This is a genomic window from Neisseria sp. HMSC070H10, assembly GCF_001837635.1.
In the GTDB taxonomy this organism is placed as follows: Bacteria; Pseudomonadota; Gammaproteobacteria; order Burkholderiales; family Neisseriaceae; genus Neisseria; species Neisseria subflava_A.
Genome location: NZ_KV833368.1, coordinates 101,360 through 127,149 on the forward strand (window position 1 = coordinate 101,360; position 25,790 = coordinate 127,149).

The 25,790-nt window shown below is 47.9% G+C and carries 24 protein-coding genes and 1 pseudogene; 11 read left to right on the forward strand and 14 right to left on the reverse strand.

The window, feature by feature from the left end; all coding sequences use genetic code 11:
* Positions 1-136: 136 nt before the first annotated feature.
* Both HMPREF2606_RS04815 and HMPREF2606_RS04820 read right to left on the reverse strand, forming a co-directional pair.
* Complete coding sequence (locus HMPREF2606_RS04815; RefSeq protein ID WP_003745709.1) at positions 137-493, reverse strand: SpoIIAA family protein; 357 nt, start codon at positions 491-493, stop codon at positions 137-139.
* A gap of 18 nt (positions 494-511) precedes the next feature.
* Entirely contained in the window at positions 512-1,402 is an 891-nt protein-coding gene (locus tag HMPREF2606_RS04820; protein ID WP_070713294.1) for a DMT family transporter, read from the reverse strand.
* Between the two features lie 173 nt (positions 1,403-1,575).
* On the opposite strand from HMPREF2606_RS04820, the gene HMPREF2606_RS04825 reads away from it, so the two are divergent.
* Positions 1,576-1,923 (forward strand): cupin domain-containing protein, encoded by a 348-nt coding sequence (locus HMPREF2606_RS04825; protein WP_070583580.1) that lies wholly within the window; start codon positions 1,576-1,578, stop codon positions 1,921-1,923.
* Positions 1,924-1,996: 73 nt separating this feature from the next.
* On the opposite strand, the gene HMPREF2606_RS04830 is transcribed toward HMPREF2606_RS04825, so the two are convergent.
* Positions 1,997-2,749, reverse strand: coding sequence for a CPBP family glutamic-type intramembrane protease (locus tag HMPREF2606_RS04830; RefSeq protein ID WP_070583579.1), 753 nt, complete (start codon positions 2,747-2,749; stop codon positions 1,997-1,999).
* Between the two features lie 206 nt (positions 2,750-2,955).
* Here HMPREF2606_RS04830 and HMPREF2606_RS04835 point away from each other — a divergent pair, with 206 nt between their 5' ends.
* Positions 2,956-3,354: a DUF350 domain-containing protein gene (locus tag HMPREF2606_RS04835; protein ID WP_210389033.1), complete on the forward strand. Its 399-nt coding sequence runs from the start codon at positions 2,956-2,958 to the stop codon at positions 3,352-3,354.
* Positions 3,355-3,555: 201 nt separating this feature from the next.
* Here HMPREF2606_RS04835 and HMPREF2606_RS04840 read toward each other — a convergent pair whose 3' ends face one another.
* Complete coding sequence (locus HMPREF2606_RS04840; protein ID WP_070583578.1) at positions 3,556-4,398, reverse strand: outer membrane beta-barrel protein; 843 nt, start codon at positions 4,396-4,398, stop codon at positions 3,556-3,558.
* A gap of 406 nt (positions 4,399-4,804) precedes the next feature.
* On the opposite strand from HMPREF2606_RS04840, the gene HMPREF2606_RS04845 reads away from it, so the two are divergent.
* The 4 genes from HMPREF2606_RS04845 (at position 4,805) to HMPREF2606_RS04860 (ending at position 9,864) form a co-directional block, all read left to right on the forward strand.
* A complete protein-coding gene (locus HMPREF2606_RS04845; protein ID WP_070713291.1) occupies positions 4,805-5,818 on the forward strand; it encodes an SPFH domain-containing protein in 1,014 nt (337 codons plus the stop codon).
* Positions 5,819-6,008: 190 nt separating this feature from the next.
* A complete protein-coding gene (locus HMPREF2606_RS04850; RefSeq protein WP_070713201.1) occupies positions 6,009-7,703 on the forward strand; it encodes a DUF4178 domain-containing protein in 1,695 nt (564 codons plus the stop codon).
* Positions 7,700-8,062 (forward strand): adenosylmethionine decarboxylase, encoded by a 363-nt coding sequence (speD, locus tag HMPREF2606_RS04855; RefSeq protein WP_070713198.1) that lies wholly within the window; start codon positions 7,700-7,702, stop codon positions 8,060-8,062. The genes HMPREF2606_RS04850 and speD overlap by 4 nt, the downstream gene beginning before the upstream one ends.
* Positions 8,063-8,259: 197 nt before the next feature.
* The gene (locus HMPREF2606_RS04860) at positions 8,260-9,864 is read left to right on the forward strand and encodes an NAD(P)-binding protein (protein ID WP_070713197.1); all 1,605 of its coding nucleotides are present in this window, start codon (positions 8,260-8,262) and stop codon (positions 9,862-9,864) included.
* A 59-nt stretch (positions 9,865-9,923) separates the two neighbouring features.
* On the opposite strand, the gene HMPREF2606_RS04865 is transcribed toward HMPREF2606_RS04860, so the two are convergent.
* Positions 9,924-10,562: a bifunctional 4-hydroxy-2-oxoglutarate aldolase/2-dehydro-3-deoxy-phosphogluconate aldolase gene (locus tag HMPREF2606_RS04865; protein WP_003745733.1), complete on the reverse strand. Its 639-nt coding sequence runs from the start codon at positions 10,560-10,562 to the stop codon at positions 9,924-9,926.
* Between the two features lie 90 nt (positions 10,563-10,652).
* Positions 10,653-12,488, reverse strand: coding sequence for a phosphogluconate dehydratase (gene edd / locus HMPREF2606_RS04870; RefSeq protein WP_004519344.1), 1,836 nt, complete (start codon positions 12,486-12,488; stop codon positions 10,653-10,655).
* A gap of 484 nt (positions 12,489-12,972) precedes the next feature.
* Between edd and zwf the strand changes: the two genes are divergently transcribed.
* From zwf to pgi, 5 genes are all read left to right on the forward strand, one after another.
* Positions 12,973-14,418 (forward strand): glucose-6-phosphate dehydrogenase, encoded by a 1,446-nt coding sequence (gene zwf, locus HMPREF2606_RS04875; protein WP_070713194.1) that lies wholly within the window; start codon positions 12,973-12,975, stop codon positions 14,416-14,418.
* Between the two features lie 63 nt (positions 14,419-14,481).
* Positions 14,482-15,177: a 6-phosphogluconolactonase gene (gene pgl / locus HMPREF2606_RS04880; RefSeq protein ID WP_070713191.1), complete on the forward strand. Its 696-nt coding sequence runs from the start codon at positions 14,482-14,484 to the stop codon at positions 15,175-15,177.
* Positions 15,158-16,138, forward strand: a complete 981-nt coding sequence (locus HMPREF2606_RS04885) for a glucokinase (protein WP_070713189.1) — start codon at positions 15,158-15,160, stop codon at positions 16,136-16,138. The genes pgl and HMPREF2606_RS04885 overlap by 20 nt, the downstream gene beginning before the upstream one ends.
* A 78-nt stretch (positions 16,139-16,216) precedes the next feature.
* A complete protein-coding gene (gene hexR, locus HMPREF2606_RS04890; RefSeq protein ID WP_004519348.1) occupies positions 16,217-17,065 on the forward strand; it encodes a DNA-binding transcriptional regulator HexR in 849 nt (282 codons plus the stop codon).
* Between the two features lie 143 nt (positions 17,066-17,208).
* A complete protein-coding gene (gene pgi, locus HMPREF2606_RS04895; protein ID WP_070713186.1) occupies positions 17,209-18,852 on the forward strand; it encodes a glucose-6-phosphate isomerase in 1,644 nt (547 codons plus the stop codon).
* Between the two features lie 51 nt (positions 18,853-18,903).
* Here pgi and HMPREF2606_RS04900 read toward each other — a convergent pair whose 3' ends face one another.
* The 8 genes and pseudogenes from HMPREF2606_RS04900 to HMPREF2606_RS10680 form a co-directional block, all read right to left on the reverse strand.
* The gene (locus tag HMPREF2606_RS04900) at positions 18,904-20,001 is read right to left on the reverse strand and encodes an NnrS family protein (protein WP_070713181.1); all 1,098 of its coding nucleotides are present in this window, start codon (positions 19,999-20,001) and stop codon (positions 18,904-18,906) included.
* Between the two features lie 94 nt (positions 20,002-20,095).
* Positions 20,096-20,383 carry a barstar family protein gene (locus HMPREF2606_RS04905; protein WP_003712505.1) on the reverse strand — a complete coding sequence of 96 codons (288 nt, stop codon included), beginning with the start codon at positions 20,381-20,383 and terminating at the stop codon, positions 20,096-20,098.
* A 336-nt stretch (positions 20,384-20,719) separates the two neighbouring features.
* Entirely contained in the window at positions 20,720-21,334 is a 615-nt protein-coding gene (locus HMPREF2606_RS04910) for a CadD family cadmium resistance transporter (protein WP_036491903.1), read from the reverse strand.
* A gap of 309 nt (positions 21,335-21,643) precedes the next feature.
* The gene (locus HMPREF2606_RS04915) at positions 21,644-22,336 is read right to left on the reverse strand and encodes an ATP-binding cassette domain-containing protein (protein ID WP_009310824.1); all 693 of its coding nucleotides are present in this window, start codon (positions 22,334-22,336) and stop codon (positions 21,644-21,646) included.
* A complete protein-coding gene (locus HMPREF2606_RS04920; RefSeq protein ID WP_049230919.1) occupies positions 22,336-23,133 on the reverse strand; it encodes an ABC transporter permease in 798 nt (265 codons plus the stop codon). Before HMPREF2606_RS04920 ends, HMPREF2606_RS04915 begins: the two co-directional genes overlap by 1 nt.
* Positions 23,126-23,290, reverse strand: a complete 165-nt coding sequence (locus tag HMPREF2606_RS11125) for a hypothetical protein (protein ID WP_210399760.1) — start codon at positions 23,288-23,290, stop codon at positions 23,126-23,128. Before HMPREF2606_RS11125 ends, HMPREF2606_RS04920 begins: the two co-directional genes overlap by 8 nt.
* A gap of 62 nt (positions 23,291-23,352) precedes the next feature.
* Positions 23,353-25,299, reverse strand: a complete 1,947-nt coding sequence (locus HMPREF2606_RS04930; RefSeq protein WP_070713175.1) for a DUF2075 domain-containing protein — start codon at positions 25,297-25,299, stop codon at positions 23,353-23,355.
* Positions 25,300-25,359: 60 nt separating this feature from the next.
* Positions 25,360-25,528, reverse strand: a pseudogene (locus HMPREF2606_RS10680) (CRISPR-associated protein Cas4); the annotation flags it as partial.
* Positions 25,529-25,790: the final 262 nt, after the last annotated feature.

Genomic DNA, 25,790 nt, shown 5'->3' on the forward strand with positions numbered 1-25,790 from the left:
AAGGCCGTCTGAAACCTTGCAGGTTGCAAGGTTTCAGACGGCCTTTTTGATGCTTTAAAAAATATTGTGATACCGTTGATTTTGAGCCTAAGCGGTTTTGAATTTGCTCAGGTAATGCGTTCAGACGGCCTTGTCTTTATTTCAAATTGCTTGCCAACAACCAAGCCTGCGCTTCGGTAGCATCGCTGAAATATTTTGGGTGTTGGTTGGTCAGGAGACTGGAAAGGCGCGCGCCGAGTTTGATCCAGATGTCGTCGGTAATGACGGCAACGCGGCCGAAGTCGGTTTCGTGTTGGTTGAGGAATTTGATTTGCTCGACCGCCATATCGATGGTGAAGTCTTTTAGCATGGACAAATCCAACAGGATGTCGGGCAGATGGATTTTTTGTTTTGCGGCCAACAAGGCTTCTTCCAATTGGCGGAAATCGTCCAAAGTGAACTCGTTGTACAGCGCTACGTTTAAGCCGTAAGATTGTTCGCGGATGGAAATCATGGTGTTCTCCTTGTTAAATTATTGCTTCATCAGAAATTTTTTGATTGAGGCCGGAGTAAAACTGCTGAACACGCCGCCTGCAACAATGATAACCATGCCGGCGGCTTCCTGCCAAGTGATTTTATCGCCGAAAAGCAGTACGCCGGATAGGGCGGAGAAAACGACGGTTAGGTAGGAAAGCGAGGCAACGGTAAATTTCTTCCCGACCTTATAGGCGCGGGTCATGGCCAATTGTGCAATCATGGCGGAGATGCCGATGCCGGCCAGATAGGGCAGGGAAGACGCGGTCAGCGGATGCCAGCCGGTAAAGCAGCTCCAAATGGCGGACATAATCAGGCCGGTAAGCGACAGATAAAACACCACGCGCCAGCCCGGTTCGCCCAAAAGCGAGAGTTCGCGCACTTGCAAATACGCCCAGCCTGACATGGCGCCGCCTGCCAAACTGACCAGTGCGGCAAATTCTTGTCCGCCTTGAAAAGATGGGTTGAGCAACAGGATAACGCCGATAAAGCCCATAACCAAAATGGCTTGGGTATAAAGTGTAATTCGTTCTTTTAAAATGAAAAATGAAAAAATGGCAAGCCAGATGGAGGACGTGTAGTTGAGCGTGACGCCTGTTGCCAGCGGCAGATGTATGACGGAATAAAGCGTGCACATCATGGCAAGCGTGCCGATGACGCTGCGGTTGAGATGGGTTTTCCAATGCGGCGTGGAAAATGTGTTGCCTTGCGCTTTGGCCATGATGCCTAAGAACAGGGTGGAGACCAGCATGCGCCAAAAGACCAGCTCGCCGCTGGAAAAGCCGAAATGTGTAGAGGCGGCTTTGACGGAGAGGTTCATGACGGTAAAGCCGAGCGCGGCAATAACCACCCATGCCGAGCCGAGCGGATCTTTTCTGATGGTTTCCATTTGATGGGTATGTAAAGCGATTTTATTAATAAGAAAATATTATACAGGTCAATCAGGCCGTCTGAAAAATATCGTTGGGCTTCAACGGCCTTTTATTAGAAAATGAGAATTATTATTGAACAATGAAGTGGGTTTTTATAGAATGGGGGTTCTGTTTTTAAGAAAGGCTTGCCATGAAAGTATCCAATATTTCTGCCGTATTGCTGTCCGCTTTGTTTTCCGTTGCCGTTTCTGCCGCGCCTTTGGGGGAGGTTTCTTCCGAAAACGGTAAGATTTTCAGCGGCGAAAATTACATGGTCGTTAAGAAAGACATGAAGAAAGGGGAGCAGATTAAGCCGCACGATCATCCGGGTTTTAAAACGTTGATTTTTGCCGTTGGAAAAGGAAGCTTTGACGTGACGCTGAATCAGACTGAAAAACATACGGTCGGCGCAGGCTCGATTTTGCGGTTTGGCGGCGATGCAGTGATTGAGGCAGTTGCAACCGAAGATGCTGATGTGGCAATTACTTTGATTAAGTAAACCGATAGATAATAAAAGGCCGTCTGAAAAATGATGTTTCAGACGGCCTTGTTTATTCATACAACCGTTGCCATTAAGCGCAAATCAAATAGATGAAGCCGGAGCCGAAGATATCTGCCAAGGCGTGAATCAGGAAAAACGGCAGCAGGTTTTTGACTTTGTATTTGTAGAAGAAGTAGTACATCAAGCCGAAAACAACGCCGATAACGGTCGCCCAAAGCATGCCTTGGTAAGTATGGAAGGAGACGCGAACCAAGGTCGAATAGGCCAATGCTTGCCATTTGTATTTGTCTTCCACGCAGGTTAAAAGGCCGAGGAAACAGAATTCTTCGTAAAAGCCGTTTAAAAGGCCGTAGAGGATGGCCATCGGCGCAAGGGCGGCGAATTTGTCGAAGATGGATAATGGTTTGATGTATTGGAATATTTCAGTGGTAAAGTAATTGTAGCCGCCGCTTAACGAAGTCACCGCATCGGCGGTCAGACCCATCAGGATAAAAATCACAGGCGTCCAAAACAATACGCCTAAATTAAAGCGAATCGGCAATTGTTTGAAGTCGAAACGGCGAATAATGAGGTAAATCAGAGCAATAGCAAGCAGCGTCAACTGCAGGCTCATGTTTTCCGAATAAGCCACGCCGGTTACCGCAGTATCGCGCACTTCTTCGGTAGCAGCAGCTGTTTCCACTTGCGGCATCAGGCTGGCGATATAAAGTTGGGTAGAACGGTAGGCAAATTGACCGAACAGGATGGCGGTAACAATCAGCATGTCAAACCAGCGCAGATGGCGCAAAGGCTCTTTAGGGCGGATAGCGGCGAGCATGCTCATAATTCTCCTCTTTACTCTAATTAAATGGCAGTGCGCAATAGTTACATAAACATACAAAAATCGTCAACAATTATCGTAATAAAACATGAATTAAAAATCAGGCTGTTTCAGACGGCCTGAAGCGCTTCTAAAATGCCGTATTTTCAGAAGGGTTTATCTTCAAAAATATGGCATAATCACTTTATTGCAAACTAAGGAATCTTATCGTGAGTATTTCTCTGTCCCAATATCTGCTGTACCTGCAATATATGTTGGCAGGTATCGCCATGACTGTAGTTTTCGGTGCCGTATATCTGCGGATTACCCCCGCCGAAGAATTGCGCCTGATTAAAAACGGCAACCTTGCCTGCGCCTTATCGTTTGGCGGCGCGTTGGTCGGTTTCTGTCTGACGCTTGCCTCAAGCATTGCACACAGCGTCAGCTTCATCGATTTTATCCTGTGGGGACTTGCCGCAGCAGTGATTCAGATTTTTGTCTATTTCGCTGCAACAATGATGATTAAAGACGCTACCCCAGAACTTATCGGCAACAATGTCGCCGTCGGCGCGCTGTTTGGTGCAGTGTCCATCTCGATCGGCATTTTGAATGCGGCTTGCTTGACTTGATTTTGATGGTCGGTTGGATAGCAAAAGATGTGCTGATCCTGACTCCTGCCTGGAGAAATTATCGGTAGATTTTTTTGACTGATAATGGCTTATGCCTGATGGTATTGGCGTTATAGTGAAATTCTGAAAGTATCAAAAAATTCAGACGGCCTGTTATATACAAGGCCGTCTGAAACGTTTTAACTACTTAAACTCATCAAATTAGAAAGAGTATTGCAATCTTATGCCCGCTTCGTGGGTGTGGTTTTTAGGTTCTATAGATCCCAATCCATATGAGTCATACTCTTCCGTAACGGTAAGGTTCGATTCTTTAACTTTCCAGCCGCGATAGAATGGAGTGAGGCTGATTTTGGAGCCGTTAGCGAATTTTTTAGATATAGGCACTTCAACCTCAATCCCTTGTCCGCCGCCTTGTTTCATTCGGGTTTCTACCTGGTCGGGTTCGTAAGAATATTGGCGGCCTTTTACGGCACGATTGTAGGCAATGCGGGGAGATATCTCAAAGTTTGCAGGAAGGGCGATATTTACTCCGGTATTGATTTGCGCATATGTGGTTCGGTTTTTGCGGTCATAATCATTAGGATCAATGCGGCTACTTAAGTCTCTCAGAACACGGTGTCCCAAGCCGGCTCCGGCAGTAATGCTAAAGCGATCATTAATCGGGAGTGTATATTCGTATAAGGCACGGATATCGTATGCGCGGCGTGGTGCATTTTTGAGTGTAGCTGAGCCATAACTTGCTGAATCGTCGATATAATCCTCGGTTATATATTGTACGCTTCCTGTGTAATCTGTTTTACCGCGCGAATAACGGCCTTCTAATTTTGCCGCATGGCGATCGTTGAAGCGGTATTTTACGCCGGCATTAATAGACCATAAGTTGCCTTTTTGCTGCATTAAGCGACTACCATCTTTTTCGTATTCGCGATAGGTCTCGTTGTAATATTCGCTACCAACGGTAAATTCAACAGGGCGGGCAGCCTGTGTACTTACGGCAGCAGAGAGTACTAACACAGCAAAACAGAAATGAGCAGAATTTTTCATATAAATTCCTTTTACTTTATGAAAGCCAATGTGATAATTTGAAAATACAGCATGATGAATTTCTAGGATTTGGTAAATATTAACAGGTGTAGTGAACGCTTGGTATGGTGTTTAATGATTTTCTACCTGTATTTGTCTTTTTTATGATATAGCGCAGGTAAAAGCAGAAAAATAGTGTAAAACAGAGTCTGCATGAATTTTAATGATATATTAATGTTTCTGGGTCGGTTAGTGGGTTTAACACTAAAAATAGATACAGCCACTCACTCTATTCCCATGCATAAAGACATTTTGAATGTTAATATCGTATGACATTCTATTTATATAAAATAAGAGATATAACCAACCAGGCAAATTGACCTGACTGCCCATAAGTTATCCCTTCTTCTTCAAATAAGGAACTGCGATGTTCAACTTTATCAAGAAACAGTTTATCGACGTCATTCAATGGCCGAATCCCGATGACAGCCTGCTGATGTGGCGTTTTCCGATTGCCGATGAGGAGATCCAAAACGGTGCAAGCCTGACTGTGCGTGAGGCGCAGATGGCGATGTTTGTCGATGAAGGCGTAACCGCCGATGTGTTCGGGCCGGGACGTTATACGCTCAATACGCAAACGCTGCCAGTGCTGACCAACTTGAAAAACTGGGACAAGCTTTTTGAGTCTCCGTTTAAATCGGATGTTTACTTTTTCAATACCAAACAACAGCTCGCACGAAAATGGGGGACGTCCCAACCAGTTACCGTGCGCGATGCCGAGTTTGGCGCGGTGCAACTGCGTTCGTTCGGTATGTATTCTTACCGCATCAGCGACCCGGCAAAATTCTTTAAAGAAGTCAGCGGTGTGGCGGCGCAATACAGCGGCGTAGATTTGGAAAACCAACTGCGCAATATTGCAGTCACCCAATTGTCGGCCGCGTTTGGCAGCTCCGGTATCCCATTCTTGGATATGGCGGCGAACCAAGTTTTGCTGTCGCAAAAAATCGGCGAATTGCTTGGCGCGGAATTTGCCAAGCTGGGTTTGGCGCTGGAAAACTTCACTGTTGAAAGCATTACCTTGCCTGCGTCTATTCAGGCTGCGTTGGATAAGAAAATTTCAATGGGCGTTATCGGCGATTTGGGACGCTACACCCAATATCAAACCGCCGAATCTATCCCACTTGCGGCACAAAATGAAGGCGGACTTGCCGGAATCGGTGCAGGTTTGGGCGTAGGTGCCGGTATTGGTCAGGCGATGGCGGGTGCCATGGCGGGCATGATGCAGCCGAATACGCAACAGGCTCAGCAAAATGCTCAGCCGGCTGCCGAAGATCCGCAGGCTAAATTGGTGAAACTCAAGTCTTTGCTGGATGGCGGTTTGATTTCGCAAGAAGATTTTGATAAGGCCAAGGCTGAAGTGTTGAAGCAGCTGATTGGTTAATCAATTGAAGGCCGTCTGAAAAATATCATTCAAAGAAGCGTATCTGCTTCTGTGAAAAGGTTTCAGACGGCCTTTTGAATCATTTGATTGAGTCCGTTCGGCGTTTTAATCTGAAATCATTGATAAAACCAGTTGATATAAACGCTAAGGCCGTCTGAAACACTCCAACCCATTCTGGAAAAGCAAATCCATGTCTCAAACTCCTTTCTTCAAAACCGACTGCCCAAGCTGCGGCGCACCTGTCGAAGCGCATTCTGCTTCTGCCGTGACGCTGGTGTGCGGCTATTGCAACAGCATGCTGGTGCGGCAAGATAACGGCGTTGTCGACTCCGGCCGCGATTCCGCATTGCTGGAAGATTTTAGTCCGCTGCAAATCGGAACCAGCGGCACATTTGTCGCTCAACGCTTTACCTTGGTCGGACGGCTTCAGGTGCAATACGACGATGGTGCGTGGAATGAATGGTATGCGCTGTTTGACGACGGCAGAGCCGGTTGGCTTTCTGAGGCGGGCGATTTGTATGTGATGACCATGCCGGTCGAAATCGATAATCCGCCGAAATTTGAAGACACGCGAGCCGGATTTAGCGAGCTGACTTTCCAAGATAAGCACTATATTGCCTCCGATGTCCGCAAAATCAGCTTGAAACGCGCCGCCGCGCAGGGCGAATTGCCGTTTGTTTTGAAAGAGGATACAGAAAATCGGGTTTCCGACTGGCGTTGCGAAAACCTTTTCATTACGCTCGATTACAGCAACAAAACACCCGAAGCCTTCTTCGGTCGGATGGTAAACCTAGATGATTTGAAGCTGGAAAACACGCGCCACGAAGATGAAATTAAAGAAAGCGCAGGCCGTCTGAAAGGCAGTATTACTTCAGAAAACTGTCCTAACTGCGGCTCATCCATTCATTGGGTAAACGGGCTGACTTCCCATCTGAGCTGTCAAAGTTGCGGCAGCGAATTGGCAGTCGGTAAGGATAAAGCGGAGCTTATTACCGCCAATAATCTGCGTTTGTCGCAAAATACGATGTTTACTTTGCCTGTCGGATCGACAGGCCGTCTGAAAAATAAAGAGTTTCATGTTATCGGCGCAATTAGATATTTAGAAACAGATGCGCAGGAAACATTTGATAACTTGTTCAAAGGTGCCAAACATACATTGGCACCAGAAGGGCAGTGGACAGAGTATCTGCTTTACAACCCAACTCAGGGTTTCTTATGGCTGGTTGAAGCTGATGAAGGTTGGAATATTTCCGAAACCTTGAACGATTGGCCGCGCCTCGACCGCAACCGCCAACCGCAAGGCTATGGCAAACTTTATGACTATGGCGGACGGGTCAGGATTGCCAGCGGAGCGTTTTATTGGCGTGTCCGAAACGGTGATTTGAACTATTACAGCGATTACCGAGACGGACAAAGCCGTAAGATTGGCTCCGAACTAAACAGTCACGAAATGACATGGACTAGAAGTGCCCCAATTGCTTATCGGGAAATTGCAGATGCATTTGAATTGACCAATAAAATATCATCTTACACCGTGAAAATGAGTGCAGATGATATCGATGAAAAATTACGACTTCTGATGATTGCTATTTTGGTTATCGTCAATATTCCGTCATTGTTTATGAATGGCTTCGATGCACTATTCGATATATTTCTTATCGGTTGGGGTGTCTATGCTCTTTTTATAGTCGGACGGAAGAGAGATGAAAATGGCGAACAGAGTATCTCTCGAGTGGGATATGTTATTTGCGCAATGGCTTTGATTGTTTTTGTTACGATGATGAATTATGCAGATTTGTCTGATTTGGATGATGACGGTAGCCGAGTTCATTCAGGAGGAAGCTACGGAGGCTATTCAAGCGGCTATTCCGGAGGCCATAAATGACCCACATGCCCGGTAATCATGGTCTATTGGACTTATATGGCTGCGATGAAGCCATCTTAAAAGATGAAGGCCGTCTGAAAACCGCTTTGGTAGCAGCCGCACAGGCAGCAGAAGCGACTATATTGACCAAACATTTCCACACCTTCGGCGGCGCAGGCGGCGTAACCGGCGTTTTGCTGCTCGCCGAGTCCCATATCAGTATCCATACTTGGCCTGAACACCGTTTTGCCGCTATAGACGCATTTATTTGCGGAGGTATGAAATTGGAAAAAGTGAAGGAAGTGTTGTGCAGGGAGTTGGCTGCGGAACGGGTGGATTGGACGGTTGTAAATAGAGGCAGTGATTTGACTTTATTTTAGTTTTATTAATATTGGCAAAAGGGGAAAAAGTTCAATGTCAAGCATACGCCATTTGATATTTTAGGGGATGTTAATGTATTGCTGGTTAAGTGTTATCGGTTCTATAACATGAAGGCATTTGGAAATAATGGGTATCTTACAGAGAAAAGGGTGTACGACTTGCTTTCCTAAAAAATACTGAAAAGCAATAATTTATTATGCTAACCCGCCGTCAATTTCTCAGCTATACAGCCGCGCTTGGCGCTGCTTCTGCTTTTTCTTGGCAGACTTACAAATACCTTAACCATAAACCGCCGGTTTCTATTAACCGTGTCGGCTTACCGTTGGGGCATTTGTTGCGTGACGGGGAATTGCTCAGTCCGCCGACCCGTCGTTATGAATGCAATACGTTGATACTCGGCGGCGGTGCGGCTGGGTTGGGATCATTGTGGTATTTGGCGAAGCATAATCACCGCGATGTATTGTTGGCAGAAGGGTTTGAGCGCAATGGCAACAATGCCGCCTATACATCTTCAGACGGCCTGAAAGCGCCGAGTGGTGCGCATTATTTGGCTTTGCCGTCGAAAGAAAGCGTGTATGTGCGCGAGATGTTGGCGGATTTCGGTATTTTGCAGTCGGACGGCAGCTTTAGGGAAACCGATTTGGTCTATGCGCCCGAATCGCGCCTCTTATATCAGGATAAATGGGTGGAACATTTATTGCCGAAAGAAGATGCGGATTCCAAACGGTTTTTTGATTTGATAAGCCGTCTGAAACAGGCTTACGGCAATGACGGTAAGAAAATTTTTGCCATTCCGATCGCGCTGTCATCGGCAGATGAGACATGGCGCAAACTCGATAATCTGACGTTTAAACAATGGCTTGAGCAAGAAGGTTACCACTCGCCCGAGCTTTTATGGTATCTCGATTATTGTTGCCGCGACGATTACGGACAAGGCATCGGGCAAGTGTCTGCCTTTGCCGGACTGCATTATTTTGCCGCCCGCAACAATGCAGAAACCGTCCTCACTTGGCCCGAAGGTTTGGCGCATCTTTCTGAAAACCTACGCCGTCATGCCGGTTTGCAGGAAGGCTGGCAATGGCCGTCTGAAAACAGTATCCGTTTGGAGAAACCTGCTTCGGTTAATGCTTCCTCCGTCAAAATCAAACCGCTTTCAGACGGCCGGATTGAAGTGTGGTTGCGTGATAATGTAAAAGGGGAAACCGTTGCCGTTACCGCGCAACACGTAATCTCTGCCATGCCGCTGATGGTTGCCGCACGCATTATTGAACATCCAGAACAATTTGGTCTGGATATTCCCGAATACGCGCCATGGCTGGTTTCCAATTTCGAACTGCACAGTTTCCCAAAAGAAAAAAACAACAGCGAACTTGCGTGGGACAATGTGGTTTACGGCAGCCAAGGGCTGGGCTACGTTGTTGCGACCAACCAGCTTATTCGGGTTGCCCGTCCTGAACGCACGATTTTTACCGCCTACGCCGCGCTCAATCACGATACGCCACAAGCCGTCCGCCGCCAGCTACTTGAAGCAAGCGACGAAGAGCTGCTCCAGCTTGCCGCCCAAGATCTGCTTACCGCTTACGGCGAAGGCTTTTGGCGGCACGTTTCCCATGTTGACATTACTGTTCGCGGGCATGGCATGAGCGTGCCGAAGCCCGGCTATTTAAGCGATGAGGCTTTATTAAAAATCAGAAACCGAAATGGCGGATTGTTGTTCGCACACAGTGACTTAAGCAGCTATTCGGTATTTGAAGAGGCTTTGTATTGGGGTGTGGAAGCGGCACGGAAAGTGTTGGCTTAATTGATATAAAAAAGGCCGTCTGAAATTATATTCAGATGGCCTTTGCTCTTTTATCCTGATTAGGCTTTGGGTTTCAAAGCGGCAGCTTCGCGAGCCAGACGGGTGATGGTATCCCAGTCTTTGTTTTTGATGGCTTCTTTTGGAGTCAGCCATGAGCCGCCGACGCACAAGACATTAGGCAGTGCCAAGTACTCGGGTGCAGTTGCCAGGCTGATGCCGCCGGTCGGGCAGAAGCGCACGTCGGCGTAAGGGCCGTAGAGGGCTTTGAGCATGGCTTTGCCGCCGACGACTTCGGCGGGAAAGAGTTTAAGGGTGTCGATGCCGTGTTCCAAAGCCAGTTGGACTTCGCCAGGAGTGGCAACGCCGGGAATCAGGGGGATGCCGCTGTTGTGGCTGGCTTTGGCGAGGGATTCGTGCAAACCCGGGCTGATGGCGAAAACCGCGCCTGCGTCTTCGACGGCTTTGAGCTGTTCAGGGTTGGTAACCGTACCCGCGCCGACGATGGCGTTGGGCACTTCTTTGGCAATCAGGCGGATGGCGTCGAGGCCGACGGGGGTGCGCAGGGTGATTTCGAGGGTAGGGATGCCGCCTTCGACAAGGGCGTGGGACAAATCGACGGCAGTACTCAAGTCGTCAATCGCCATTACCGGCACAACTGCGCCGGCAGTCAGAATTTCACGAGGGGTCAGTTTAGACATTTTAGGTCTCCGTTGGGGACTGTATCGTAATAGGGTCGTTAACATGGTTTCAGACGACCTGATTGTTTTAAGAGGCCGTCTGAAAAGGGTTTAGGCAAATTCGCCGCCGAAGCTCATGGCACCGGTTTCTGCGCTGCTGGTCATGCTGCGGAAGTTGGCGAAGAGTTCGCGGCCGCAACCTTGTTGGTTCGCGCTCAAGTCGATACGTTCGACTTCGCGGGCGTTCCATTCGGCTTCGTTAATCAGGACGTTGAGTTCGCCGGTAACGGAGTCGAAGCGGATCAAGTCGCCGGTACGGATTTTGGCGATATTGCCGCCCATCAGGGCTTCGGGGGTCATGTGGATGGAGGCCGGAACTTTGCCGGATGCGCCGGACATACGGCCGTCGGTCAGCAGCGCCACTTTGAAGCCGCGGTCTTGCAGAATGCCCAAAGGCGGGGTCAGTTTGTGTAACTCGGGCATACCGTTGGCGCGCGGGCCTTGGTAGCGGACGACGCAGACGAAATCGCGTTCCAACTCGCCGCGTTCAAATGCAGCCAATACTTCGCGTTGGTCATTGAATACAATGGCGGGCGCTTCAATAATGCGGCAGCCTTCGCGTACGGCGGACACTTTAATCACGCCGCGACCGATGTTGCCTTTCATCAGGCGCAAACCACCGTCTGGGGAGAACGGGTTGTCGGCTTTGCGCAGGATGTCTTCATTGCCGCTGGTTTCGGGGGCCTCGCGCCATTCGAGTTTGCCGTCGATAAGGAAAGGCTCTTTGGTGTAGTGGCGCATACCGTGTCCGACGACGGTATCGACATCGTCGTGCAACAGGCCTGCGTCCAGCAATTCGCGGATAACGAAAGGCAGGCCGCCGGCTGCGGTGAAGTGGTTCACGTCGGCTTTGCCGTTTGGATACACACGGATCAGCAATGGGATGATGGAGGAAATTTCGTCGAAGTCGTCCCAGTTCAAAATCACGCCTGCGGCACGCGCCATGGCGACGAGGTGCATGGTGTGGTTGGTCGAGCCGCCGGTTGCCATCAGGCCGATCAGGGCGTTGATGAAGGATTTTTCGGTCAACATTTCGCCCAATGGTTTGATGGTACCGTTTTTGATGCCACGTGCGAGGTGTCCGGCTGCGTAGCGGGTCAGTGCTTCGCGCAGGTCGGTATATGGGTGGACAAAGGCGGCGGCAGGCAGGTGCACGCCCATCATTTCCATCATCATTTGGTTGGAGTTGGCGGTGCCGTAGAAGGTACAAGTACCCGGGCTGTGGTAAGAGCCCATTTCGCTTTCAAGCAAGGCATCGCGGCCGACTTTGCCTTCGGCGAAAAGCTGGCGGGTACGGGCTTTTTCTTTATTGCCGATACCGCTGGACATAGGGCCTGCGGGGACGAAGATGCCGGGAATATGGCCGAAAGACAACGCACCGATCATCAGGCCGGGAACGATTTTGTCGCACACGCCCATAAACAGGCTGCCGTCAAACATTTGATGCGACAGACCGATGGCGGTACTCATGGCAATCACGTCGCGGGAAAACAGCGACAATTCCATACCGGCGTAGCCTTGGGTAATACCGTCGCACATGGCGGGTGTGCCGCCGGCGACTTGGGCGGTAGCGCCGTTTTTTTGTGCTTCGTCTTTGATTTGGTCAGGGAAGTCTTTAAACGGCTGGTGTGCGGAAACCATGTCATTGTAGGCAGTGATGATGCCTAAGTTGGGGACGGTTTCCTGAAGCATTTCGATTTTGATACTCTTAGGCATGGAGGCATAGCCGTGCGCCAAATTGCTGCAGCCGAGTTGGTTGCGCTCTAAGCGTCCCATCTGTTTGGCGCTGCGGATTTTCGCCAGATACTTTTCACGCGTCGGGCGGCTGCGCTCGATGATGCGCTCGGTAATTTCGGCGAGTTTCGGGTGAATAGGAGTGGGGTTCATGTGCGGTCTCCTGGCTAAACGATATGATAGGGATTTTGTTTGCGCGTTTCTGATTTTTGTATTGGGTGTTTTCTTCAGACGGCCTTGAGCTGTGGGAATGAATAATATGGGCCGTCTGAATATTTGAAGATTTTCTCTTCGAAGCGTCCGCATATTATAGTACAAAATCTGTAATTTTGTTACAAAATAATTTACTAAGTGGAAGAAATTTGATTTAAATCGAGGTATGGTCAATTCGTAAAATGGCAGGCTGCAAAAGTCATCAAACTTTTATGTTAAATCAAACAATTTGTAAAAATGAGAATAGACAAAATGTGTAGCCATGTGTAGTATTACTACTCATTAGCCCGCTTGTTTGAAATTTTGGTGCAGGCGATTGGTTTTTTACTGCTTATTGCTTAAAGGCTTTTGATTCTAATCGATTTTTATAGATGACGACAGTCCAAAAGTTTTGAAGCAAGCTTCCTCAACGAGAGATGAAACAATGAGTACACAGACAAATTTTGATTTGGTGTTGTTTGGCGCGACCGGCGATTTGGCAATGCGTAAACTTTTGCCTTGCCTGTATCAGGCGCATGTAGCTGGTTTGCTTCATCCCGAAGGTCGTATTTTGGGCGTAAGCCGTAGCGAATTGGATACCGCCGGCTTTTTGGCTAAAGTGGAAACGAATTCTAAAATCCATGTCAAACAAAACTTCTCAGATGAAGCGTGGGCATCGTTCATCCAACGTCTTGAGTATTTGAAAGTCGATGTGACAAAGAAAGGCGATTTCATTGCCTTGGGCGACTTGGTAAAAGCACGCAAGAATACTGAGAATGTCGTGATCTACCTCTCAACTGCGCCGAAATTCTTTGCGCAAGCCTGTGAAAACCTTGCCGAAATCGGTTTGAATGCCGATAACGTGCGCGTGGTTTTGGAAAAACCGTTGGGTACGGACCTGGTTTCTTCCCAACAAATCAATACAGATGTGGCCCGTTATTTCAAAGAAGAACAAATCTACCGCATCGACCATTACTTGGGTAAAGAAAGCCTGCAAAACCTACTGGCGCTGCGTTTTGCCAACGTGATGTTCGAGCCGTTGTGGAACAACAAATACATCGAAAGCGTACAACTGACCATCGCCGAACAGCTCGGCGTGGAAGAACGCGGCGAGTTCTACGACATTACCGGCGCGCTGCGCGACATGGTGCAAAACCACTTGATGCAAATGCTTTGTATGACTGCGATGGAAGCACCGGCGAGCTTGGATGCGGATGCCGTACGCGACGAGAAAGTGAAAGTCATCAAATCGCTGAAACCGCTGACCATCGAATCCGTCAACGAAAATGTTATTCGCGGCCAATATGTTGCAGCAAACGGCATGAACGGCTATCTGGAAGAAGTCGATGTACCGAAAGACAGTTTCACTGAAACCTATGTCGCCATCAAGGCCAAAATCGAAAACGAACGTTGGAAAGGCGTACCTTTCTACCTGCGTACCGGCAAACGCATGGCAGGCAAAGTAGCGGAAATCGTGTTGAATTTCCGTCCGCTGCAAAACCATATTTTTGACAACAGCCAACCTGCGCCGAATCGTTTGGTTATTGAACTACAACCGACCGAATCCGTCCGCCTTTACACTCAAGTAAAAACCCCGGGTGCAGGCAACAAAGTCGAAGTTACACCGATTGGCGTAGACTTGGGCACAGCCGTAGAGGGCCGCCGCGCCGAGGCTTATGAGCGCCTGCTGCTGGATGTGATTAACGGCAAACTCGCTTTGTTCAACCGTCGTGACGAACTCGAAGCTGCTTGGGAATATGTGATGCCTATCCTGGAAAACTGGGCGAACAATACAACGCCTCCGCATGCTTACGAAGCCCATTCTTGGGGTCCTGAAGCTGCGCGCGCGCTGTTGGCGCGTGACGGCAACAAGTGGCACGAAGAGCAATAATATTTCTTTCAGACGGCCTTGTTTTCCAACAAAAGGCCGTCTGAAACCATGAAAGGACGAAACATGTTTGTTTGGCACGAACAAGAAAACGCTGCAACTGCCGCGCAGGCTCTCGCTGATGCCGTTGCCGCTGCATTACAAACCGCGTTGAATGAGAAAGGCCATGCGGTTTTGGCTGTTTCCGGCGGTCGTTCGCCGATTGCGTTTTTCGAGGCTTTGTCGCAAAAAGATTTAAATTGGCAAAATGTCGGCATTACTTTGGTGGACGAGCGTATTGTCCCGACCACGCATGCCGACAGCAATACAGGCTTGGTACGTGAATATCTGCTCAAAAATAACGCGGCCGTTGCCACATGGATTCCTGTTGTTGAAGACGGAAAGTCTGAAACTGAATTACAACCTGAAGTTGTCGTTGCTTATGCATTGAAACATTACAAGCAACCTGACGTGCTGGTGTTGGGCATGGGAGGAGACGGGCATACAGCGTCGTTGTTCCCTCAAGCGCCTCAATTACAGGCCGCAATCAATGAAGCTGATGATCCGACATTGATTCATACTACGCCGGTTACCGCGCCGCATGAGCGTGTGAGCATGACTTTGGGTGCGATTGCCAAAACGCCGAATGTATTTTTGGCTATTCAAGGCGCAGAGAAAAAAGCGGTATTCGACAAAGCTGCTGCAAGGGCCGATACCGAATATCCGACCAGCCTGATTCTCGATCATCAAGGAATTAACTGCCATGTCTACTATGCACACTGAAGCTTATCCCCGCCTGGTCGCCGATATCGGCGGTACGAATGCCCGTTTTGCGCTTGAAACTGCACCACAAGTGATTGAGAAGGCTGAAGTTTTACCTTGTAAAGATTATGATACCGTCGTTGATGCCGCCAAAACTTATTTGGAACGCGCAGGCAGTCCGAAAGTTTTGCACGCCGCCTTTGCGATTGCCAATCCGATTTTAGGCGACTGGGTGCAAATGACCAACCACCATTGGGCGTTTTCCATCGAGACCACCCGTCAGGCTTTGGGTTTTGAAACGTTGATTCTGTTGAACGATTTTACCGCCCAAGCTTTGGCAGTGACCAAAACTGAAAAGAATGACTTGGTACAAATCGGCGGTCAAAAACCCATCGAATTTGCGCCTAAAGCCGTCATCGGCCCGGGTACCGGTTTGGGTGTCAGCGGTTTGGTGCACAGCGCTGCCGGCTGGGTGGCGTTGGCAGGCGAGGGCGGCCATACCAGCTTTCCGCCGTTTGACGATATGGAAGTGTTGATTTGGCAATACGCTAAAAACAAATACGGCCATGTTTCTGCCGAGCGTTTTTTGAGCGGCGCAGGTTTGAGCCTGATTTACGAGGCATTGGCCAAGCGCGACAACATCAAACAATGCCGTCTGAAGCCTTCTGAAATCACTGATAAGGCATTGAGCGGAACATCGCCGATTTGCCGTCAGACTTTGGATATTTTCTGCGCCATGCTGGGTACGGTTGCTTCCAATTTGGCTTTGTCATTGGGTGCGCGCGGCGGCGTGTATTTGTGCGGCGGCATTATCCCGCGCGTGTTGGATTACTTTAAAACGTCCCCGTTCCGCAGCCGCTTTGAAAATAAAGGCCGCTTTGAGGCTTATCTTGCCGCTATTCCCGTGTATGTCGTATTGAGCGAGTTTCCGGGCATCGTCGGCGCGGCGGTCGCATTAGACAATCATTTAAATAACGTTTAAACACACAAACGGCGGTGCAGGGCAGGGGGTGGAAAAAAACCTTGTCCTGAACGTCAAAAAATCAAAGGGTAGAGTATTATGTTAAGCAAAATCAGCGAATCATTGTCCAACCTCTCCGGCGCAGAACGCAAAGTTGCCGAATCTGCGCTGGCCGAGCCGAAATGGTTCGTTCATGCCGCTGTGGCGGAAATAGCCGAGCGTGCATCCGTCAGTCAGCCGACAGTAATCCGTTTCTGCCGCAGCTTGGGTTATAAAGGCTTGCCTGAGTTCAAACTCGCTTTGTCTGCCAGCATCGGCCACGAAGGCATGCCTTACGTTCATGAAGAATTAAACGCCGATGACAACATGGGCAGCGTGGTCGAAAAAGTATTGGGTAACGCCGCAGCCTCCCTCTTGGGCGAGCGCCGTTTCCTGAAAGAATCCGAACTGGAAAACGCGATTGCCATTTTGATGCACGCGCGACGCGTTGAGTTTTATGGAGTCGGTAACTCCGGCATCGTTGCCCAAGATGCGCAACACAAATTCTTCCGCTTCGGTATGTCCACCGTTGCCTATGTCGATACGCATACCCAGCTGATGGCGGCTTCCGTATTGACTGAGCAGGATGTATTGGTGGCGATTTCCAATACCGGCTCATCTATCGAATTATTGGACGCGGCCAGTATCGCCAAAGAAAACGGCGCAGCCGTTATCGCGCTGACCCGCAATGATTCGCCGTTGGCACAAATGGCCGACTGCGTATTGAGCATTGCCACTCAGGAAAATGCCGAGCTTTATACGCCTATGGTGTCCCGTCTTCTGCAGCTGGCCGTTATCGACATTCTTGCCATCGGCTTGGCATTGCGTTTGGGCGACACTGCCAGCACGCAACTGCAAAAAAGTAAAAAAAGCATACATAACAAACACATCGAATACGATAAAGATTGATTCTTCACTGATACCTTCAGACGGCCCCAACCCACATCAAGGCCGTCTGAAACCTCAAAAAACGGAAACCACCCCGTTCCCGTTTCAGACGACCTCACGGCCGTTTTCTCAACAAAACTGTCCACTATCCAGGAGAGCATCCGATGAAACACCTTCACGATTTACCAGCTTGGTCAAAATTATGGATACATTTTGACGAAACCAAAGAACAACACATGCGCGAAATGTTCGAGCAAGATCCCGAACGTGCCGAGCGCTACTGGCTGCAGGTTGGCGGCCTGACTTTGGATTATTCTAAAAATCGTATCAACGACGAAACCATGTCGCTTTTGTTCGAGTTGGCGCGTGAAGCAGGCGTGCCAGAGCGGATGCAGCAAATGTTCCACGGCGAAAAAATCAATACGACAGAAAACCGCGCCGTACTCCACGTTGCCCTGCGCAACCGCACCAATGCCCCCATCGTCGTGGATGGTGAGGATGTGATGCCTAAGGTCAACCATGTCCTGCAACGCATGGGCGAGTTCGCGCATGAAGTCCGCAGCGGCAGCTGGTTGGGCTATACCAATCAAGTCATTACCGACGTCGTCAACATAGGTATCGGCGGCTCCGACCTCGGCCCCCTGATGATGTGTACCGCGCTCAAGCCTTTCGGTCATCCGCGCCTGAAGATGCACTTCGTCTCCAACGTGGACGGCTCCCAACTGCGCGACGTATTGTCCAAAGTCCACCCTGAAACCACGCTGTTCATCATTGCTTCCAAAACCTTTACCACCCAAGAAACCCTGACCAACGCCCTGACCGCGCGTAAATGGTTCTTGGATCATGCAGGCGATGAAAGCGCCGTAGCCAAACACTTCGTTGCCGTATCGACCAACCAAAAAGCCGTTGCCGAATTCGGTATCGATACCGCCAATATGTTTGAATTTTGGGACTGGGTCGGCGGACGATACAGCCTCTGGTCAGCCATCGGCCTGCCGATTATGCTGTATCTCGGCGAAGAAAACTTCATCGAAATGCTCAACGGCGCGCACCTGATGGACCAACACTTCATCAATACGCCGCTAGAGCGCAACATGCCCGTCATCCTCGCCCTTATCGGCATCTGGTACATCAACTACTACGGCGGTGGCAGCCACGTCATCGCCCCTTACGACCAACATCTCCACCGCCTGCCTAAATTCATCCAGCAGCTCGATATGGAGAGCAACGGCAAACAAGTTACCCTTGACGGTAAACCGGTCGGTTACGAAACTTCCCCGATTATTTGGGGCGAAACCGGTATCAACGGCCAGCACGCATTCTTCCAACTGCTGCACCAAGGTACGCACATCACACCGATTGACCTCATCGCCTCCCTTGAAAAACGCAGCAACCTGCGCGGCCACCACGAAATCCTGTTGGCCAACGTTTTTGCCCAAGCCGAAGCCTTTATGCGTGGCAAAACGCCTGACGAAGTACGCGCCGAGCTTCAAGCGCAAGGCATGGATGAAGCGCGTATCGAAGAGCTGGTTCCGCACAAAACCTTCTCCGGCAACCGTCCGACCAACCTCATCCTCATGGACAAAATCAACCCACGCAATATGGGTAGCCTGATTGCCATGTACGAACACAAAACTTTCGTCCAAGGCATTATTTGGGGCATCAACAGCTTTGACCAATGGGGCGTAGAGCTCGGCAAACAACTGGCCAAAACTATTCTTGCCGAATTGACCGGCGAGACCGAAGTGCAAAAACACGACAGCTCCACTACACGTCTGATTAATCTTTATTTGAATGCCAACAAATAAAGCATTTATTTAAAGCTAAGGCCGTCTGAAATTTTCAGACGGCCTTTTGTTTTATTCCGGATCATCCGTAAACGCATTATCCCGAAATATTGGTACAAATGTGGAAAGATACAGTACGAACACGGCGGCGGTCAGAATCGCAGGAACAGTGATGAAAAATATCGGGTTCACGTTCATCAAGAAAGCGCGAGAGATGGCTGCCGTAAAGAGTAGGGGAATGGCAATGCGGCAGAGTTTCGGGTAGTCGAGTTTGGTAAAGCCGCTGTGCCACAGTCCGGCAGTCAGCCATACCATCATCACGCCGCCCATCATACCGCCGAGGGTAATCAGGTGTAATGGGGTGGAGGAGGGCAGATTTTGCAGTTTCGCCGCGCCTGTCCACAGATAGCCTGCGGCGGCAAAGAGCTGGAGCAGGTAATAAGTGCGGACGTAGTGTTTGCGCAGGAGTTCGTGATGGTGCAGTTCGCGCAGCTTGGCGAGCAGGATGAAGCCGACGGCGAGCGCGGTAAAACCGGCGGTTTGCGCGGGCAGCCAAAGTTCGGCGGCGACATGCAGGAGCAGGAAGGTGATGGCGATGTTTTTATAGACGACGTTGGGGATGAATACGGGGTCTTTCAGACGACATTCTTTGAGGGCTTCCGCGCCCAAAAGAATACTGACGCGGACGGATACGAACATGACAGCCGCCATGTTTAAATGCACTTGCGCGCGCAACAGGTTCAAATCGCCGCTAACGGCATAGGCCGTCTGAAAAACAGTAAATGCTGCGAGCAGAATCAGCAGGGCGAAGTTATCAGTGTTGCGGTCGAGCCAAATCAGCCAAGCGCAGAACAGCAGCAACACCAGCCAATAGGCGGCGACGAAAAACGAAGCGGTTTGCGGAGCAAACGGCAACAGGACAGTTGCGGCGAGCAACAGCGCCGCCAAGACGGTGGCAACGGGTTTCAGACGACCTTTATAGCCCGTCCATTCGAGCATAGCGGCAGTCAGGAAACCGCCGTATGCTGCAGGCAGCATGAGTTCTAAGAAGATTTGGCGGTGTAAAATGACGGCACTGGGGCTGATGAAAAACACCAACGGGCCGAGTATGGCAAGTGCCGCCGCGCAGACGAAAAACGGCCGCATGGGGTGGGTGAAAAATTTATTCATCGCTTGGCTTGATTCTGCATTGAAGATGCTTTCGGATTGCTTAATTGGCTCTGGGGAGTTTTAAGCCTGTGTACGTAATGTAATTAGGGTTTACTTACTCTAAAATATAATTAAATTTTTCTTCGAATCCATAATCCTCATCTTGTTTCTTAACTCTTTCTAGAACCTTTACTATTTCAATAAATATATTTTCTAATTGATTTTTTGAGAACATAGCATCTTTCCATACCAAAGTAATCGGTCGTTCTACATTTGTGCTTAATAAATCCCACAGAGCATCAAGATTGTTCCCATAATAATCTTGTATAGAAAATATTTTTGAAATTTGATTATGAAAATCTTGTTCCGTATAAATTTTACTACCGATAATCTCTAATTGCATAAGTTATACTCATATTTCCAAGTTCCAATTTGTATTGCAGAGATATAATGATCAGTTGTTATATATAGCAATCCATTATGGATTTATTGGGCGGACAGATTCGTACCTTTCACCGAAGAGACAAGCCTGCGGCTTGCTTACCCTCTCCCTGGCCCTCTCCCACGAGGAGAGGGAATTAAGCTGTTGAGCCCGAACATTTTCAGGTTTACTTGCCATCTAATTCCCAATCCTGCGCCCTCTGATTTTCAGCAACCTGATTCCCTCTCCCCGTGGGAGAGGGTTAGGGAGAGAGCAACGAAGCGCAAGGTTTGTCAGATACTCAAATGCCTGTATCATTCATATTATTGATATTATTGTTTGAATTGTATTATTTTCAATAATAATAAATAATCCTAAACCAATATAAATAACAGCCATTATCCAACGACTAAACTTCTCTACAATTTCACCAACACCTGAAATATTAGCCAATCTTTGTGCTGTATATACTAAAACAAAAATCAATATTAAAAATACAAGAAGAGTAACTAATAAGTCGACAAGATCTAAAGTCACAAAGTAAGGAACAAAAAGTCCAATATTATCTGCACCACAACTAGCAACTGTAACCAAAGCAACAATACCGACTAATTTTGACAACCCTTTTTCATCCAATTCTTTTTTAGCTCTTTTTTCGCCCTCACAATCGTCGTAAATAGCAACTTTAATACCTAAGTAAATCGGTATTAAACCTAATAAACCCAACACCCATTTTTCCGGAACATAATGCAAAACAAAAGCTAGAAATAAACTAACTAATATTAAAATTACAGAACCTAAATATTGTCCGATATAAATATCTCGATATTCTTTTCTAGTATTTGCTCTAGCAAAAAATATTAATAGTATTACCAACAAATCTACTGCTGTAGCAATATATAAAACAGCAGCAGTAATCACAGTCGAAAACATAAAGCACCTCATAATGAATCCCCTGCCCCCTTGGCACCACGGCTTTTTCAAAAACCGAATCGCGTTCGGATAACAGATTCGTATCTTTCGCTAAAGAGGCAAGCCTGCGGCTTGCTTACCCTCTCCCTAGCCATCTCCCACGGGGAGAGGGAATTGGGCTGTCGAGCCTGAACATTTTCAGGTTTACCTGACATCTGATTCCCAATTCTACGGCTCTCTGATTTTGAGAAACCTGATCCCCTTTCCCCGTGGGAGAGGGTTAGGGAGAGGGCAACGAACCGCAAGGTTTGTCAGAAATTTAAATTCCTATCACTCATAATAATGAATCCCCTGAAACTCTCTTGCCACCACGGCTTCTTCAAAAGCCGAATCGCGTTCGGACAGCGGCGTAGGCAGGGTAATCACGTTTTGCACGTTCATGCCCTTAGTGGAAAGCAGCATGATTTCATGGCTCAGGCGTGCGGCTTCGAAGCGGTCGTGCGTTACCAGCATACACGCCATGCCCTGCCGCTCGATTTTTTCCACCAGCATGGCGACCAAAATATCGCGCAAATCGCGGTCCAAACCGACGAACGGCTCGTCCAGCAAGGCAAGGTCGCAGCCGCACAGCAGCAGGCGCAAAAATGCTACCCGTTTCGCCATGCCGCCGGACAATTCGGTCGGATATTTGTTCAAATCGCCCGCAGTCAGCCCGACTTTCGCCGCCAGCGCGATGATTTCGCCTTCATCGGGTTTGTCCATAAAAATAGCGATATTCTGCATCGCGGTCAAGTTTCCCGGCAGGCGGTTTTCCTGAAACAGAAAACCCGTTTTGCGGAAAGTATTGCGTATCGTGCCCGATTTCGGCGTTTCCAAGCCCGCAATCAAACGCAAAACCGTCGTCTTGCCACAGCCGCTCGGCCCGAACAAAGCTTTCACTTCGCCATGTTGCAGGTTCAAACTGAAATCGCGCACGATGGGGTCGCGGAGAATTTCAAAACGCACGTTTTCAAGACAGAGCATCATCTCCTCCACGGCATAAACAAAATTTCCAAAGGCTTGGTAATCAGGTATTCAAACAGCGATACAAACACGATAACCAACACCACATAAGCCATCACCGTCGAAGTCTCCAGCATCGCCCTCGCGTCCGCAATCCGCGCGCCCACGCCTTCGCTCGCGCCCAAGAGTTCCGCCATAATTACCACCTTCACTCCCATCGCCACCGCAACACCAATACTGGAAATCACATAGCCCGTCAGATGCGGGATATACAGATAGCGGATTTTTTTCAGACGGCCTAATTTATAAGCGTCAAACAACTCCTCATGCTGCTTGTTTACGCTCGCCATCCCGACCGCCGCACTCGCAAACGTCAGCGGCGCAACCAACACAATGATGGTAAACAACACGCTCGGATTGCCGAAACCGAACCAAAACAGAGCCATCACCACCCAAATAATCGGCGGCATCGCCAACAAAATCGTAATCACAGGCTTGAGCAACGCCATCGCCGTCTTAAAACTGCCCGCCACCAGCCCCGCCGCCAATCCCGCTACCAGCGCAACCGAAATCCCCACCACCGACCGCCACAGCGAAATCCCGATTTCGTTTTCCTGAAAATGTTTCAATAAATCCAAAGACTTTTGAAACACCTCCACCGGCGCAGGCAGCATAAACTCGCCGAACACGGCACTGCCCCACGCCCACAACGCCACCACCACCATCGCCACGCTCAGACCGGCAAAGCCGCTCCAAAGGTAGTCGATGATGTAAAACACCGCAGGCTGCGGTTTGCGGATTTTGTCGGTTTTAATCATGGTTTGGGTGTTGGTTGATGGGGATGGTTTGGAGATGATAGGCCGTCTGAAAAGTTGGGTGGACAATCGGACAAACACCATAAGTTCTTTTCAAGACGACTTTCTTACGCTCCTGCTCCTTATGCAGATAACTGCCTTTGGTGGTGATATAGAACATGTTTTGCAGTTTGCGTATGGTGAAATTCTTTAGGTTTTAATTTAAACACACTGTATTTACAGTTAAACCAATTCATCTATACCGATAGATTTTAAGTATTGATATGTCCCATCATAAAACTTTTTTTGACGAGTGTTATCACTTTCACTACCTTCCGGAATCCAGACTACCATGCCCTGTCTTGCTCTTGTTAATAAAACTCGATAAGCATTTTGGGTAAACTGTTTATCTTCTTCTTTATTGATATTTTGCCATTTGCACCCTTTAAAGGATTGGTAGTACCACTGGTTACCCTGATAATAGAAATTTTCTCCCCAAGCCAGACATACCCAATCAAGCTCAAGTCCTTGAACATCAAACTCTGTTGCCACATCTTCTAAAAAATAAGAGGAACGCACATCATCTTTGGGATTTAAAAACCAATTGGCCACGTCGATTTCATTTTTGACATGCACTCCTAATGCTTTCAGACGACGCGCCCCAGATGAAGCCACCAAGCCATAACGCTCACTTCCTTTGGCTTGTGCCTTTACCCATGCTTTAGCCTTTTGCAAATCTCTTGTAAGTACAATAGGATAATTGCTTTTAATTTCTTTCCAAAGTGACTTGGCTTGCTCATCTATGTCTAATAACGCGTGTACCCATGCCGAAACTTTTTCTGACCGAAACGAACGCACTGAAGTAGCCAGATGTAAATGGTTTTGCTTAACGCCTGTCGTAGATAACCAGTTTTTTATTGCAGTATCTTGTAAATAATTGTCTTGATTGACAATTAAATTAGAATAATGCACCTGCCAATCTATGTAAGAAGATTTCAAAGCTTGCATCCAGGCAACAAGACCTGCTTCCCCTGTGTTGATTTCTTGACCTCCCCCAATCAAGCAAACTATCACACACCAATCTTGATGGCGATTCATTACCTCAATCAAAAATTCTGGTTCAGACTTATTAAAATCTGGCCGTCCGCGTTTTTGACGCATAAATTTACAAGTTTGATGTTGATTCCACGCTCGTTGTGCTTCATCAAATACCACAACTTTTTCAGTTGGTGCCTGTGAATTTTCCAAATATTCATCTCTAAAATGATGAATATTTTGAATGAATGCTTTGGTTGCCTTTAATGCATTTTCTTTTTTGATTTTATTTTTAATGACACTATCTCTTGCCAAAGCCTCTTGCAAAACTTGTACCAACGGGCCATTTCCTGATAAGAAAACAGTGTGCTCATCTTCTGCTACTTTTAAACGCTGATTAGCAATATTGAGCCCAGCCAATGTCTTCCCTGCACCTGGAACACCAGTAACAAAACAAATAGCTTTTTTATTCCCTTGTTTGGCTTGCTCAATAATGTTACTAATGCAATTAGCCGTAGCTGACAAATTTTTTGCACCAGCATCTGAACGCGTGATTTCTGCAACATCATGATTTTGATAAAGTGCTTGTGCCGCTTCAATAATGGTAGGCGTTGGTTTGTATGGAGATTGCTCCCAAGCTAAAACATCCATTAGACTAGTTGAATTATAAGGCTTGAAAAACTCACGCAAATTCTGTGCATTCAATAAAATTGCCTGATTTAGATTTTGAGCTTCCTGAAAATTATTTTTGAATTTTTTTGATGCTTTTTCTGCGATTAATACAGGTATTAAATTTGCATGATGGCTACCTTCATGGAAATTTCGTAAATCAAGCGCATAGTCAATCACTTGGTCAATGGCATGCCTATCATATTGTTCGCTGCCAATTTTAAACTCTAGCAAAAAAATCTTATCTCCAAGAATTACAATATTATCAACACGCTTCCCCATTCTTGGAATTAAAAATTCAAAATAAATATAACCATTTAATCCTGATAATTGGGACTTTAAAATGGTAATTTGCTGTTTCCATGCATTTTTTTGCAAAATTTCTAGTTTATTATTTTGATGTTTTTCACTTAATTCACCTAAAATTCTTTGGTTATCTTCCTGGATAAAATCAGCAATACTTTTACCGTAATAAGCTCTTAACATAATTTATCTACCTAATATTAATTGTATTTCTTATAAAAATAGTTCTTCAATATAATGCTTCTACCTATCCCGTTTTCCCAATAACTCCGGCTGGTAAATTTCCACCAGCGAGCAGGCTTTGCAGCGTTTGCCGTAGTTGGACGGCGGGGTTTGGCTGCTATTTTAGAAGTTCGCGCACGGCAGCGATGGTGGCGTGTGTTTGGGTGTGTAGGTCATCTGAAAAGAGTAGATCGGATCTTGTATCCGACAGCCCCGTTTAGCCGAAATGTCGGATTCAAGAATCCGACCTACGCTGCTGGATTCCCGCCTGCGCGGAAATGACGGCTCTTTGTGTACTGTTCTGACTATTATCTGATAGGTCGTCTGAAAAAAGTAGGTCGGATACTCGTATCCGACAACCCTTTTAACCGAAATGTCGGATTCAAGAATCCGACCTACGTTACTGCAATATCAGAGACTGGATTCCCGCCTGCGCGGAAATGACGGCTCTT

Coding starts and splice junctions, on each gene's coding strand:
- HMPREF2606_RS04915 (WP_009310824.1), bottom strand. CDS start 22,336: ATGCTCTGTCTTGAAAACGTGCGTTTTGAAATTCTCCGCGACCCCATC.
- HMPREF2606_RS04825 (WP_070583580.1), top strand. CDS start 1,576: ATGAAAGTATCCAATATTTCTGCCGTATTGCTGTCCGCTTTGTTTTCC.
- pgl (WP_070713191.1), top strand. CDS start 14,482: ATGTTTGTTTGGCACGAACAAGAAAACGCTGCAACTGCCGCGCAGGCT.
- HMPREF2606_RS04930 (WP_070713175.1), bottom strand. CDS start 25,299: ATGTTAAGAGCTTATTACGGTAAAAGTATTGCTGATTTTATCCAGGAA.
- HMPREF2606_RS04900 (WP_070713181.1), bottom strand. CDS start 20,001: ATGAATAAATTTTTCACCCACCCCATGCGGCCGTTTTTCGTCTGCGCG.
- HMPREF2606_RS11125 (WP_210399760.1), bottom strand. CDS start 23,290: ATGTTCTATATCACCACCAAAGGCAGTTATCTGCATAAGGAGCAGGAG.
- HMPREF2606_RS04910 (WP_036491903.1), bottom strand. CDS start 21,334: ATGTTTTCGACTGTGATTACTGCTGCTGTTTTATATATTGCTACAGCA.
- HMPREF2606_RS04865 (WP_003745733.1), bottom strand. CDS start 10,562: ATGTCTAAACTGACCCCTCGTGAAATTCTGACTGCCGGCGCAGTTGTG.
- HMPREF2606_RS04850 (WP_070713201.1), top strand. CDS start 6,009: ATGTCTCAAACTCCTTTCTTCAAAACCGACTGCCCAAGCTGCGGCGCA.
- edd (WP_004519344.1), bottom strand. CDS start 12,488: ATGAACCCCACTCCTATTCACCCGAAACTCGCCGAAATTACCGAGCGC.
- HMPREF2606_RS04885 (WP_070713189.1), top strand. CDS start 15,158: ATGTCTACTATGCACACTGAAGCTTATCCCCGCCTGGTCGCCGATATC.
- HMPREF2606_RS04840 (WP_070583578.1), bottom strand. CDS start 4,398: ATGAAAAATTCTGCTCATTTCTGTTTTGCTGTGTTAGTACTCTCTGCT.
- HMPREF2606_RS04820 (WP_070713294.1), bottom strand. CDS start 1,402: ATGGAAACCATCAGAAAAGATCCGCTCGGCTCGGCATGGGTGGTTATT.
- pgi (WP_070713186.1), top strand. CDS start 17,209: ATGAAACACCTTCACGATTTACCAGCTTGGTCAAAATTATGGATACAT.
- HMPREF2606_RS04830 (WP_070583579.1), bottom strand. CDS start 2,749: ATGAGCATGCTCGCCGCTATCCGCCCTAAAGAGCCTTTGCGCCATCTG.
- speD (WP_070713198.1), top strand. CDS start 7,700: ATGACCCACATGCCCGGTAATCATGGTCTATTGGACTTATATGGCTGC.
- HMPREF2606_RS04920 (WP_049230919.1), bottom strand. CDS start 23,133: ATGATTAAAACCGACAAAATCCGCAAACCGCAGCCTGCGGTGTTTTAC.
- HMPREF2606_RS04860 (WP_070713197.1), top strand. CDS start 8,260: ATGCTAACCCGCCGTCAATTTCTCAGCTATACAGCCGCGCTTGGCGCT.
- HMPREF2606_RS04905 (WP_003712505.1), bottom strand. CDS start 20,383: ATGCAATTAGAGATTATCGGTAGTAAAATTTATACGGAACAAGATTTT.
- hexR (WP_004519348.1), top strand. CDS start 16,217: ATGTTAAGCAAAATCAGCGAATCATTGTCCAACCTCTCCGGCGCAGAA.
- HMPREF2606_RS04815 (WP_003745709.1), bottom strand. CDS start 493: ATGATTTCCATCCGCGAACAATCTTACGGCTTAAACGTAGCGCTGTAC.
- zwf (WP_070713194.1), top strand. CDS start 12,973: ATGAGTACACAGACAAATTTTGATTTGGTGTTGTTTGGCGCGACCGGC.
- HMPREF2606_RS04845 (WP_070713291.1), top strand. CDS start 4,805: ATGTTCAACTTTATCAAGAAACAGTTTATCGACGTCATTCAATGGCCG.